Annotated in this window: 9 protein-coding genes; 7 read left to right on the forward strand and 2 right to left on the reverse strand. The window is 62.9% G+C overall.

Annotated features, from left to right (window positions below; genetic code table 11):
• The first annotated feature begins 123 nt into the window (after nt 1-123).
• From JST30_14675 to JST30_14705, 7 genes are all read left to right on the forward strand, one after another.
• On the forward strand, nt 124-2,619 hold the full coding sequence (locus JST30_14675; GenBank protein ID MBS1715570.1) for a molybdopterin-dependent oxidoreductase: 2,496 nt from the start codon (nt 124-126) through the stop codon (nt 2,617-2,619).
• Nucleotides 2,619-3,353 (forward strand): 4Fe-4S dicluster domain-containing protein, encoded by a 735-nt coding sequence (locus JST30_14680; GenBank protein MBS1715571.1) that lies wholly within the window; start codon nt 2,619-2,621, stop codon nt 3,351-3,353. The genes JST30_14675 and JST30_14680 overlap by 1 nt, the downstream gene beginning before the upstream one ends.
• Before the next feature lie 65 nt (nt 3,354-3,418).
• Nucleotides 3,419-4,486 (forward strand): c-type cytochrome, encoded by a 1,068-nt coding sequence (locus tag JST30_14685; GenBank protein MBS1715572.1) that lies wholly within the window; start codon nt 3,419-3,421, stop codon nt 4,484-4,486.
• A 43-nt stretch (nt 4,487-4,529) separates the two neighbouring features.
• Complete coding sequence (locus tag JST30_14690; GenBank protein ID MBS1715573.1) at nt 4,530-5,051, forward strand: ubiquinol-cytochrome c reductase iron-sulfur subunit; 522 nt, start codon at nt 4,530-4,532, stop codon at nt 5,049-5,051.
• Nucleotides 5,041-6,252, forward strand: coding sequence for a cytochrome bc complex cytochrome b subunit (locus tag JST30_14695; protein MBS1715574.1), 1,212 nt, complete (start codon nt 5,041-5,043; stop codon nt 6,250-6,252). The genes JST30_14690 and JST30_14695 overlap by 11 nt, the downstream gene beginning before the upstream one ends.
• Nucleotides 6,253-6,263: 11 nt before the next feature.
• A complete protein-coding gene (locus tag JST30_14700) occupies nt 6,264-7,748 on the forward strand; it encodes a NarK/NasA family nitrate transporter (protein ID MBS1715575.1) in 1,485 nt (494 codons plus the stop codon).
• 222 nt (nt 7,749-7,970) lie between these two features.
• Nucleotides 7,971-9,011, forward strand: a complete 1,041-nt coding sequence (locus JST30_14705) for a hypothetical protein (GenBank protein ID MBS1715576.1) — start codon at nt 7,971-7,973, stop codon at nt 9,009-9,011.
• A 126-nt stretch (nt 9,012-9,137) separates the two neighbouring features.
• On the opposite strand, the gene JST30_14710 is transcribed toward JST30_14705, so the two are convergent.
• Together JST30_14710 and JST30_14715 are read right to left on the reverse strand one after the other, a co-directional pair.
• Complete coding sequence (locus JST30_14710) at nt 9,138-10,469, reverse strand: NarK/NasA family nitrate transporter (protein MBS1715577.1); 1,332 nt, start codon at nt 10,467-10,469, stop codon at nt 9,138-9,140.
• A gap of 115 nt (nt 10,470-10,584) precedes the next feature.
• Nucleotides 10,585-12,774, reverse strand: a complete 2,190-nt coding sequence (locus JST30_14715) for a molybdopterin oxidoreductase family protein (GenBank protein ID MBS1715578.1) — start codon at nt 12,772-12,774, stop codon at nt 10,585-10,587.
• Nucleotides 12,775-12,841 lie beyond the last annotated feature (67 nt).

Here is a 12,841-nt window from a genome sequence, read left to right on the forward strand (position 1 = left end):
CCGCGCGGAAGGCTCTCTGGCAGGTGGAGTTTTTTGTGCGCGATATGACGGACGTCATGTCGCAGGTCGAATTTGACGCTGAGAATTGCTTTCGGTTGCGGAATTCCGCACAGAGCGAACACGATGGCCACCAGACACGCGGTCCCTGGCAGACAACCGGCATCGGCGCCGTCGGGCAACGCCCGCGTCGTGCGCACGACGGACAGCCCGAACTGCACGGGTGCTTGCGGTTGGTTGGCGACGGTCGTCGACGACGTCATCGTCGACCTGAAGCCTGCCGCCGACTATCCCTGCGAGGCCTACAATCCGCGCGGCTGCCTTCGCGGCATGTCGATGACCCATATGATCTACGGCCCGGACCGCGTGAAGAAGCCTCTGATCCGTCAGGGGGCCCGGGGAGAGGGTCGCTGGCGGGAATCGAGCTGGGACGAGGCGCTCGACCATGTCGCCGGGCACATGAAGCGGATCATCGCCGAGCACGGCGCCGACCACTTGCTGCTCTTCAACCAAGTGGTCGGTACGGGATACCTGCAAAAGGGCGCCCAAGTGCGGATGGCAGCGACGCTCGGAATGTCGTTCGCCACCGCGTACGACTTCAACGGTGACATCAGCATGGGTTTCACCCACACCGTCGGCATCGACTGCGTCGAATGCGAGACGAAGAGCTGGGCCGAAGCCAAATACGCGATCCTCTGGTCGTCCAACGTCTTCCAGACCCGCATCCCCGACGCCAAGTTCCTCACGAAACACGCGAAGCAAGAGAACGGTTGCAAGATCGTCTGCATCGACCCGCGGTGTTCCCAAACGGCCAAAGGAGCCGATCTGTGGATCCCCATCCGGCCCGGAACCGACGGCGCAATGGCCCTTGCGATGTGCTACACGGTGATCGAAGAATCGCTCGTCGACTGGGAGTTCCTGAAGACGTTCACGGACGTGACGACGTTTGCCCGGTCAGACAACGGGATGCGGCTGAGGGCCTCGGACGTCGGGTTGGGCTCGGAGGACGAGTTCGTCGTCTGGGACGAAGCGGTCCAGGGTTGGGCCGTGTTGCCGCCAGACACCCTTCGCCTTCCCGAAGGTCTTAAGCCCGCGTTCCGGGGCGAGAGGACCGTGACGATCGACGGGCAAAGCGTCGTTTGTCGGCCTGTCTACCAGATCCTTGAAGACACGATCATGCGGGACGAGTACCGTCCGGAGCAGGTCGCGAACATATGCGACGTACCCGCCGAGACGATCCGCCAGGTGGCCCGGGAGTACGCGACGACCCGCCCCTCTTCGATCGTGATCGGCATGGGGTTGAACCACCGGCTCCACGGCGATCTCACGATCCGCGCTGTCCTACTTCTGGCTTCGCTCGTTGGCGCGCACGGCAAGCCTGGCGAGTCTGTCAGCATCTATAGCGGCCAGCACCACTTCCGTCTGGACGTCAGTTCCTGGTGGTTCCCGGAAGGCGTCCGGCCGAAACCCTGCCCGATGCACTACTTTGTCATGGGCGGGCCGACGGAAACTGTCAACCCAAAGGTGAAATATCCCAAGGACGGGTTCAAGGCGCTGTTCTGCAGCCATGCGAACCCGCTCGTCACCGAGTTCTCGGACCTCATCAAAGAAGCGATCGACAAGCTCGACCTTTTCTGCGTCTTCGAGTTCTCGATGTCGCCGACCGCCGAATATGCCGACGTCGTCTTCCCCTGTCCGACGTTCTGGGAGAAGCAGGAACTCGTGGGGACGAGCTGCCACCCCTATCTGCAGGTCCAACAGGAGGTCGTGCGGCCGCAGTACGACTCGCGTACCGAGTTCTGGATCGTGAAGGAGCTCGTGCGCCGTGTCGACCCGGACGTTTTCGACAAGTATTTCACTGTCACCGAAGACGAAGCGCTTGAGATGCTTTTGGCCAACGGAGGCAGAGAGTGTGCCGGGATCACCCTGGAACGCCTCAGACAAGGGCCTGTGCGGCTCGACGTCCACGACCCGGAATGCGGCTGCGACGAGCAGTTCCACGACATGAAGCCCTTCCCGCCGCGAGCCTATCCTTTCCCCGAAGGGGCCAATCGAGAGTTCGTCAAGACCGGGCGAATGGAGTTCTACAAGGAGGAAAAAGTCTTCGGCATGACAGGTGAGCGGATCCCCGTCTATAAGCCGGCCTTTTCCCACCTGACAGCCGAAGACCAAGCCATGCCGCTGTGCGTGGTCACGCCCCACAGCAAGTGGCGCGTCCACTCCACGCACAGCAACAACCCGGTGCTGCTCAACGTGAACCGGAAGGCCGTCGTCGAGATCAATCCGATCGACGCAGCCGCCCGTGGCATCGGGGACGGCGACACGGTCGAGGTCTTCAACCGCCTCGGCAGCTTCAAGCTGTGGGCCCTCGTGACGGAAGCGATCAAACCCGGCGTACTTTGCATCGACCACGGGTGGTGGGACAGGTACCTTGCCGAGGGCAAGTACCACAGTGTCCACACCCACCAAAAGGTCAAACCGACGCACGAGAACTACTTCTTACCCGCGGTCTATGCACCAGGGCAACATTGGAAGGACACCCGTGTCGACGTGCGCAAGGTCACGGACCCTGGCAGGCGTCACCACGGGCCCCTGAACGGCCGCCGCGGGGAGGTGTCGTAATGGCGCGTTACGCGATGCTGATCGACCTCGCCCGGTGCATCGGCTGTGACGCTTGCACTATTGCCTGTAAGCAGGAGAACGGCACGCCGCAGGACACGTTTTTCGCCAGGGTGTTGAATGTCGAAACGGGCACATATCCAGACGTCAAAAGGCTCTACATCCCCGTCCTTTGTAACCACTGCGAAGACCCGGCCTGCCTCAAAGCCTGCCCGAACAAGGCGATCTTTCGGCGTCAAGACGGCATCGTGTTGATCGATCAGGACCGTTGCCGAGGTACCGGAGCCTGCGTTTCGGCATGTCCTTATGGCAACGTCATTCTTCACCGCAACGACGAGGAGTGGTACCTCAATGAAGACGAACCGTACGAGAGGGACTTCGTCAAACCTCGTCTCAAGGAAGGTACGGCCCGGAAGTGCACGTACTGCGCCCATCGGGTCGACGAAGGTCTGAAACCGGCCTGCGTGGTCGCTTGCCCGACCACCGCACGGATCTTCGGCGATCTCGAGGACGCAGAGAGCGACGTTTCGGCCTATGTCGAGCAAGAGCGCGGCAAAGGTCGCGACCCGTTCAAGCTCCTGCCCGAGGCCGGTACCGAGCCAGGGGGTATGTACCTCGGCCCGCTGGCCAAACAGGAAGTCTCGACCCTTGGGGGACGTGCTGAGGCGGAGGTGTTCGAGCCCAACGAAACCGCATCCTATTCGACTTGGAGCCGCCAGGAGGCCTCGCGCCCATGAAACATCTGATTCGAATCGTCGTTGTTGCCGCCTGTCTCTGTGCTTCGGCTTGGGGGCAAAGCGAGATGAAGCAGCCGCTGACCGATGTTTACGGCTCCTCGTCATGCGTGGGTTGCCACGGCATGACCGCGATGGGCGGACTCGGCCCGCCCCTTGCCCAGACCAAGCTCAAGGAAGTCGAGTTCCTAGCCACGGTGCGTAAGGGACGTGGCATGATGCCTGGCACGAGTCTCGCCCAAATGGACGACGGCAAGGCCCGGTCGGTCTATCAAGAAGTCCGGACTAGAGCGTGGGACGAGACCCAGATCCCGATCGCCTTTAAAGTCGGCGCGCTCCTCTCGACCCGGAACGTGGGGCATCTCTTCTTGGCGGCAGGGATCGTGTCCTTGCTTTTGAGCCTGTGGGTGCTCAGGTACTGGCTGAAGCTCGCCCAATTGAGAGACCTGAAACCGGCCCTGGCCCGCTTGGGTTATGGGCGCGTAACAGCCGTCTTCCTGCGGTCGCTCGTGGTCGACGGTCTCTTCGTCTCGTCCCTCTGGGCGTCAAGCAAGAAGCGTTGGGCGATGCATGGCCTGATGCTCTATGGGTTCCTCGGGCTTGGACTGGCGGACATCCTGATGCAGGTGAACGACCCCGCACGGGCCAAGCTTCCCCTCGACCATCCGGTGAAAATTCTGGCGGTCGTATGCGGGGCGGCGGTGATCACCGGTGTCCTGTACGTTATGGTCCGTTACCGGACGGACAAGTTCATCGACAATGGGGTGACGCTCGGGCGCGATTTCCTGTTCGTAAACCTGCTGCTGCATTCGGTCTTCAGCGGATTCCTGACGGTCGTCCTCGGCCGGACAGGTGCGTTCACGTGGGTCATGCCCGTGTACATCTACCATCTCCTGACCGTGCTGACCTTGATCGTCAGCATGCCGTTCACCCGGATGAACCACATCTTCATCGTGCCCGTCATGGCGGGGTTGACCGCCGTCGTCGACGAAGTGGTCAAAGCCGGGATCGATCTCGGGTTCGTCCGCGAACCCTCGCCAGGTCGGCACCACAAGTCCATCGCGATCGCGAGAAACGTGCTGCAGTCCGTCGAACCGGAGGCGGCGGAGAAGTTCCGTCTGCGCTACTACCCGTAAGGGCCTGACCCACGACGTCCCAAGACGCCATCGGAAGACACACATGTGCGAAGGAAACTGCGAAAACTGTAAGAATCAAAAAGTTGAAACCGATCCGAAACGGAGGTCGTTTCTTTCCTGGTCCGTCGGAGCGATCAACCTCGCCGTACTTGGCGGGATCTTCACTCCGGTGATCGGGTTCATCGGATCACCTTTGAGACAGAAGCCGAAGGACGACTGGATCGACGTCATCGGTCAAGACGAAATCCCGGTCGGAGCGACGCGAGAAGTCCGCTTCAAAGCGAAGGTGGTCGACGGTTACCAGACGGTCACCCGGGAATACGTCGTGTTCCTGAAGCGCTATCCCGAGAAGATCGTCGCCTTCGATCCGGCATGCACCCACTTGGGATGCCGGATCCTCTACAAAGACGATCAGAAGAAATATCTCTGCCCCTGTCACGGCGGGGTGTTCGATGAAGACGGAAAGGTCGTCAGCGGTCCGCCGCCGCGGGCGCTGACCGAGCACGCCGTCAGGATCAAAGACGGCCGCGTTTTCGTCGACAGGAGGTTGACCGATGCCACATGATGTCCTGTCCCCGGAAGAGCCCGTCGTCGGCAAGCACGTCAAGTCCGAGCAAGAACAGCTCGTTGCGGACCGCCCCAGTATCAAGGATTGGACCGACCTGCGCCTTGGCTGGTGGGGGTTCGTCCGCAAGAACCTGGACGAGCCGATGCCTCCCGGAGTCGGCTGGTGGCAGACCCTCGGCAACCTCCTCATGACGCTGTTGGCCTTCCAGTTCGTGACGGGGCTGGCTCTGGCCATGTTCTATTCACCCGGTACTGAGAGCGCGTACCTCAGTGTCAAACACATCAACGAAGGACATCCGGTCGGCCTGTTCGTCCGGGGACTCCATGTCTGGGGCTCGACACTGATCGTATGCGTCACCGTCGCACACGTCTTACGGGTCTTCTTCTGGGGCTCTTATAAGAAGCCGAGAGAGTTGACCTGGGTCGTCGGTGTGATGATCTTCAACGTCATCCTCGGCTTTTCCTTCACGGGTTATCTGCTGCCTTGGGACCAGAAGGCGTTCTGGGCCACGACGGTCGGCACCCGTATCGCAGGAACGTTGCCCGTCGTCGGACAAGGCCTTATGACGCTCATCCGAGGAGGTGAAGAAGTCGGCGCGCTCACCCTGACTCGGTTCTACGCGATCCACATCATGGTCTTGCCCGCAGCGCTGATGGGCTTCACGGCGCTCCACCTCTATCTTGTCCGGCGGCACCACATCGCCGGCCCGGTAGTCCCGCAAAAGGGCGAGCCCGTCAAGTTTTATCCCAACCAACTGTTCAAGGACGCGATCGTCGTCCTGCTCGGAGTCGGGATCCTGGCCTACATGTCGTTGTCCATGCCGCCTTCGCTCGAGGCGATCGCCGACCCTACCGGTGCCGACTTCGCCCCCCGACCCGAGTGGTACTTCCTTGGCATGTACGAGCTCCTGAAAATCATGCCTGCGGGTTGGGAAGTGCTCGCGACGGCGGTGATCCCAGGCTTCGTGACAGTCGGCATGCTCCTCGTCCCTTGGATCGACCGGGCCAAATCGCGACACCCGGCCTATAGGCATTGGACTATTGTCGCTGGAACGGCCGTGATCCTGATGATCGGGATCATGACCCTCAAAGGCATCCTTGAGACACCACCAGAACACAAGGCGGCGCATGCCGCAGAGAAGGTTTCGGTCGGGACGCCCGAGGTCACTCCTGTCCCGCGCCTGGAATCCGGCCGCTGAGGTCCCGTCCTATGTCAGATCGCTCTGCATCGAACCGTATCCTCTTCATGAACACGCTGGCCTTTACGGTCTGCTTCGCCGTATGGACGCTCTACGGGGTCTTGATCACGTTCCTTGTCGACAACCAGGTGCTCGTCGCGGACAAGGCGAAGATCGGCTGGCTCATCGGCATCCCTGTCCTGTCGGGCTCCTTGTTGAGGCTCCCCGTCGGGATGCTGACCGAGCGGTTCGGCGGGAAGCCCGTCACCATCGGGGTCATGCTGTTCTCAGCGGTCTCGGTGTACCTGACAAGCTTTGCGGAGACCTTCGGCCAGTTCATGCTTGGTGGCTTGGCATTCGGGACGGCGGGCTCGGCGTTCGCGGTCGGCATCGCTTACACGTCGGTCTGGTTCCCGAAGAAGAGCCAAGGCACGGCGTTGGGCGTGTTCGGGGTCGGCAACGCGGGTTCGGCGTTCACGACGCTGGCCGCCCCGACTCTGCTCGCCACGTTCACGAAAGGCGGGACCGTCATCGAAGGCTGGCGCGCGTTGCCGCAGGTCTATGGCGCGGCGTTGGTCGTCATGACCCTCGTCTTCGCCATGACGACCCAGAACCGGACGGACAAGGACGCCTCGGCGAAGAGCGCCGTGCAGATGCTCGCCCCCTTGCGCGACGTCCGCGTCTGGCGCTTCGGGCTCTATTACTTCCTCGTCTTCGGAGCCTTCGTCGCGCTCGCGCAGTGGCTCGTCCCGTACTACTTGAACGTCTACGGCGTGTCGCTCGCCGTAGCGGGGGCCATGGCTTCGGCGTTCAGTCTTCCCAGCGGGGTCGTCCGGGCCCTCGGAGGCTGGGCGTCCGACCGGTTCGGTGCCCGGGCGACGATGTACTGGGTGCTCGGCAGTTGCGCGGTGTTGTTCGCCCTCCTCGTCGCTCCGCGCATGGAGATATTGTCGCCGGGCGAAGGCGTGATGGCGGACAGTCCGGGCGAGGTCGTCGCGGTCTCCCCGACGGAGGTCCAAGTCCGCGCCAAAGACGGTCCGGTCAAGACGTACAAGTTGAAGCAGGCCCCGACGGCGCAAGTCCGGGAGGGCGAACTCATCTTCCCGACGTTCGAGTCGTGGCAAGCTCCGGCCGTCACGGTCGGCCAAACGGTGAAGAAGAAGGAGCTCGTCGCCAAGGGGACGACGCACGTGTTCTTCCAAGCCAACATGTGGGTGTTCACGGTGATCGTCTTCCTTGCCGGCATCATGATGGGCGTGGGAAAGGCAGCGGTCTACAAGCACATCCCGGAGTACTTCCCCCACGACGTCGGCGTCGTCGGCGGGCTGGTCGGCGTGATCGGTGGCCTCGGGGGGTTCTTCTGCCCGATCCTCTTCGGGGCGGTCTTGAACGCGACAGGCCTTTGGTCGACGTGCTGGCTGTTCCTGGGCGCCTTGGCCGTCGTGTGCCTCGTCTGGATGCATCTCGTCATCCTCAAGATGGCCGCCCATCAGAAGATCGAGCACGCACAGGACTAGGAGCGAGGACCGCCGCGCCGTCCACAGGCCGAGACCCGGTGCGGGCAGGAATCTTGAGGATCTTGTCGGCCCGGTCGCTCTTAACGGACGGCGGGGCGTGGCGCCTGGCTAACGGTCAATGTCCCGACCGCACCGCGACTTCAATCCGTTCTAAACATTCACGTTTTATGGGCACTCGGTACCCGTCATAAAAGCGAGGTTTCCGGAGTCGAAAGAAGTGCTATGAGACACGCAAGAACGACACTCGCGGCGCTCATGGTCCTTGGGGGGATCGGAAGCGCCTACGCACAGACCGTCAGCACCTTCGACACCGACGCCGAAGGTTGGACGGCGTACAACGACGGCACGCTGAGCTGGTCGGGGACGGTCGGCAACCCGCCCGGCAGCTTGAAAATCGTCGACAGGAACTCTGGCACTTATTTCGGGTTCCAGGCACCGGCCGCCTATTTGGGCGACCACGCCCTCAAGTACGGAGGGACACTGGAATACCAGTCGATGGCGACGGGCTCGGCGGACAGCGGCGCGACCCAGCCGGACGTGACCCTCGTCGGCGCGGGCGTGACCCTCGTCCTCGATCTCTTGAAGCCACCGAGCTCTGCCTTTGAAGTGCGCTCGATCGCGCTCGATACGTCGAGCGCCTGGCGGATCGGAACGTTGACGGGAGCCCTTGCCGACGAGACCCAGATCCGACAGGTGCTCGCCGACCTGACGGCGCTTCGGATCCGCGGCGAGTTCACAGGCAGCCCGGACACGGCGTATCTCGACAACGTCCGCTTCCTGCCCGCAGGATCGGTCATACCGCCGACGATCGCGACCGTCCGCCTTGGGAAGCTCTCTTCTGGAACGGTGGCGAACCTCGGCACGACCGACGGAACTTCTCTGGTCGTGTGCAAGTACGTCGTACCGAACCAGTCGACGCCGCCCGTGTCCGTGGAACTCGAGGCCTTGTTGCCTGAAGTACCGACCGGCCGCTTCGGCTTCCGCACGTTCTCGAAAACGACGAACAACGGGCTGTTCGCCCAGCGCGTCGAACTTTGGGACTGGCAGGCCGGACGATGGGACCCCGTCGACACGGTCGACCAGCCCGTGACGACCACGCCGACGTTTGCGACCGTCACCGCGACGGCCCCGTTCGACCGCTACTGGAACGAGGGTGCGGTCAAGGCCCGGTACCGGATCCGCGCGACGGGCCCGGTCTCGACCCTTCTGTGGTGCCACGAACTCGACCACGCGGCCTGGACGGTCGACAACGGCCCCGGATAGGCCCGTCGTCCACGAGACGGACAGGGGGGCGAAGGAGAGGCGTTCCCCCCGACGTCCGCCGTTGCGACAAAGGACGCCCTCTTCCCGTTGGGGAAGAGGGCGCTCGCGGCGTCGTCCTACACCGGTTCAACAGGGCTTTTCGGCGCCTTTCCGGACGTAGAACCACCAATTGAGGGCGACGCAAAGGGCATAGAACGCCGCCGCCACGAAGAAGAAGACGGTCGGCTTACCCGTCGCGGCGATGACAGCCCCGAACGAGAGGCTGAAAAGGAACGGGCCGTAGGCAGCGACGGCCGAAGTCCACCCGATCACACCGCCGGCCTGGCGGGGCGGGAAGATCATCGGCATCTGCTTGAACGTGGACGCGTTGCCGATCCCGCTGAAGAGGAAGAGGCCGAGCATAAAGCCAAGGAAGCCGCCCCACTGTTGGAGGCCCGTGGGGGCGGTGTACGCCGTGACGCCCAAAGCGCAGACGACCAACCCGACGCCGCTCACCATGGTCACGCGGCCGCCGCCCAGCTTGTCACTGACGGGTCCGAAGAGGACTCGGACGGCCGCGCCGATCAGCGGGCCGAGGAACGCATAGGCCAGGGGGTCCGGCCCGCCGGGGAACTGACCGTACGTCTCCTTGATGAGGAGCGGAAAGGCGGCCGAGTATCCGCTGAAGGAGCCGAAAGTCATGACATAGAGCAGCGTCATGAGCCAGGTGTGCTTTTCGCGGAAGATGTCGAGCTGTTGCCGGAAATCGGCCTTAACGGGCACGCTTTTCAGCCCGGCCCACGCCAGGGCCGCAGCTACGATCACGAAGGGGAGCCAGACCAACGCGGCGTTCTGGAGGTAGACCGGATGCGACGTCTTGTCTTTCTCCACGAACGTCTGCCCCGTCCCGATCCAAGCCATCCCGATCACGGCAGGAATGAGGAACTGCGCTACGCTCACGCCGAAGTTGCCGACGCCGGCCTGGATGCCCAGGGCCGTCCCCTGTTTCGTCTTCGGGAAGAACAGCGACGTGCTCGGCATGAACGAGCTGAAGTTGCCCCCTCCGAGTCCGGCTAAAAAGGCGAGGACGAGAAAGGTCGTATACGACGTCTGAGGGTTCTGGACTGCGGCCGTCCAGCCCAGGCACGGCACGACGAGGAGCACGGTCGAGAGGGCCACGGTCTTGCGTGTCCCGAACAACGGGATGAGGAAGGTATGGACGATCCGGAGCGTCCCAGCGGCCAGGCCCGGCATTGCGGTCAGCCAGAACAGTTGCTGCTTGTCGAACTTGAACCCGACGCCACTCAGTTTGACGACGATGGCGCTCACCATGAACCAGGTGCTGAACGACAGGAACAAGGCGAACGTCGTGAGCCAGAGCGTGCGCCACGCCAGGCGCTTCCCTTCGCCGCCCCATGCTTGGACGTCTTCTGGGTTCCAAGTCGCGGGCAATGGATCTTGATGGGCCGAGGTGGTCAAGGACAAGGTCGTACTCCTGTAAGAAGATCATTGACCTCATCGTCCAGGCACGCTATGACGCCCGTCATGCCCTAGGCCCAAACCGCCTTGCGGCCCGGGAGGACGACCGTTCCTCTTAGTCCGGTTCGGGACTGTCGGCCTTTGAGATCCGGACGACCGACTTCTTGAATTCGGGGATCTTGCTCACCGGGTCAAGGGCTCGGACGGTCAGGTTGTTCGCCGACTTGCGCCCCGGCCAATGGTAGGGGATGAACACGGTGTCTGGCCGGATCGTGGTCACCACCTTGGCCTTGAGGGTGACCGCGCCACGGCGGCTTTCGACGCGGGCCCAATCGCCGTCCTCAAGACCGTGCCGCCCGGCAAGCGTCGGATGGATCTCGACATAGGGTTCCGGGCACAGGTCGACGAGCCCTCCGATCCGCCGCGTCTGCGTCCCGCTCAGATACTGCGTCACGATCCGTCCCGTCGTCAGGATGACGGGGTAGTCGTCGTCGGGCTCTTCGGCCGAGGGACGGTAAGGCGTCGGATGGAAGTGGGCTTTGCCGTCGGCGGTCGGAAACTTCAGGTCTTCGAAGAGCCGGGGCGTTCCGGGATGTCCGATCTCCGGGCACGGCCAGAAAACGCCCATTTCGTCGACGATCCGCTCGTACGTGATGCCGTAATAGTCGGCCGTCCCTCCTTTGCTCGCGACGCGGAGCTCGTTGAAGACGTCCTCGCTCGTCTTGAAGTGGTCGAAGAACCCGCCCCGCCCCAACCTCCGCGCGATGTCCAAGAGAATGGACGTGTCCGTCCGCGCATCGCCGGGAGGATCGACGGCCTTATTGATCTTGATGACCCGCCCTTCTGCGCTCGTACTCGTCCCTTCTTCCTCTTCGTGCAGGGATCCCGCCAGCACGATGTCGGCATGATGGGCGGTCTCGCTCAAAAAGAAGTCGATGGCGGTGTAGTGCTCGAGACGGGACAGGGCATCGCGCGTAAAGTTCGAGTCCGGAAGTGAAACCAAAGGGTTAAAGCAAATCGAGATCAGGGCCTTGATCTCTCCGGCATGGATCCGTTCCATGATCTCCTGGGCCGAGTGGCCCTTCCGCGGCAGTTCAGGTTCCGGGATGCCCCATACACCGGCAATGTACGACCGGTGTTCCGGATTCTCAATGTCGCGGTTTCCGGGTAGCTGGTCGCACTTGTGTCCGTGCTCGCGGCCGCCTTGTCCGTTGCCTTGTCCCGTGATCGTGCCGTATCCGCAACCCGGCCGGCCGATGCGGCCCGTCGCCAACACAAGGTTGATGCACCCGAGGACGTTGTCGACACCCTTGGTGTGGTGCTCGATCCCACGGGCGTGGAGGAGGAAGCTGGTCTTGGCCTGACCCCACAGACGTGCGGCCCGCCGGATGTCTTCGACCTCGACCCCACAGATCCGCGACGCCTCCTCCAGCGAAGTCGCCAGCGCGCTCTCTCGGGCGGCTTCGAAGCCCGTCGTGTGGTCGCGGACGAAAGCCTCGTCGACGTACCCTTCTTCGACCAGGACACGGAGCATCGCAGAGAACAGTGCGGAGTCCGTCCCGGGACGGACGGGCAGGTGGAGGTCGCACGTCCGGGCTAAGGGCGTGACCCGCGGATCGACCATGACCAGCTTCGCACCCCGGTCGCGGGCGCGCCAAATGTAGTCGGTCGTGATCGGCGAGCATTCGGCGACGTTCGTCCCCGCACACAGGATGACTTCCGCGGAAAGGATGTCGTCCCACGAATTCGCGGCCCGGTCCATCCCGAACGCCTTCTTGTTGCCTGCACCGGCGCTGACCATGCAGAGCCGACCGTTGTAATCCAGTTCTTTGGTCTGTAGGGCCACCCGCGCGAACTTGCCGACCAGGTAGCTCTTCTCGTTCGTCAGCGACACCCCCGACAGCATCGCGACCGCGTCTCTTCCGTACGCCTCCTGGACCCGCCGGATCTCGGACACCGTGGTGGAGAGCGCCTCCTGCCAGCCGATCGGAACGAAGCCTTGTCCCTCCATCCGCTTCATGGGAGCGAGCAGCCGGTCGGGATGGCTGCCCTGCAAGTAGCGTTTCACACCTTTGGGGCAGAGCTTGCCGCGGTTGAACGGGAACTCCTCCCACGGCTCGAAGCCGATGACTTTCCCGTCTTTGACTTTCAGTTGAATGCCGCACTGTTGGCCGCAGAAGCAGCAGTGCGTCTTAACGGTCTTGTCCGGGACACCTCGTCCGGTCCAGCCGCCCGGCGGCTGATGGTTGAGGTGCGGGCCGAACTTCTCGGCGAGCACGGACACATCGACCGGCGGACGGGCCATAGCGCTATTATGCGGCACCTTCGGGCGGTCCACGATATGACGGCTGTCATACGACGACGGACGGACG

It is taken from the genome of Armatimonadota bacterium (assembly GCA_018268395.1).
Lineage (GTDB): Bacteria > Armatimonadota > Fimbriimonadia > Fimbriimonadales > Fimbriimonadaceae > JAEURO01.

What these genes read in the sequence shown, in the direction of transcription:
- JST30_14675 (MBS1715570.1), top strand. Translation starts at nt 124, where the DNA reads ATGGCCACCAGACACGCGGTCCCTGGCAGACAACCGGCATCGGCGCCG.
- JST30_14680 (MBS1715571.1), top strand. Translation starts at nt 2,619, where the DNA reads ATGGCGCGTTACGCGATGCTGATCGACCTCGCCCGGTGCATCGGCTGT.
- JST30_14685 (MBS1715572.1), top strand. Translation starts at nt 3,419, where the DNA reads ATGAAGCAGCCGCTGACCGATGTTTACGGCTCCTCGTCATGCGTGGGT.
- JST30_14690 (MBS1715573.1), top strand. Translation starts at nt 4,530, where the DNA reads ATGTGCGAAGGAAACTGCGAAAACTGTAAGAATCAAAAAGTTGAAACC.
- JST30_14695 (MBS1715574.1), top strand. Translation starts at nt 5,041, where the DNA reads ATGCCACATGATGTCCTGTCCCCGGAAGAGCCCGTCGTCGGCAAGCAC.
- JST30_14700 (MBS1715575.1), top strand. Translation starts at nt 6,264, where the DNA reads ATGTCAGATCGCTCTGCATCGAACCGTATCCTCTTCATGAACACGCTG.
- JST30_14705 (MBS1715576.1), top strand. Translation starts at nt 7,971, where the DNA reads ATGAGACACGCAAGAACGACACTCGCGGCGCTCATGGTCCTTGGGGGG.
- JST30_14715 (MBS1715578.1), bottom strand. Translation starts at nt 12,774, where the DNA reads ATGGCCCGTCCGCCGGTCGATGTGTCCGTGCTCGCCGAGAAGTTCGGC.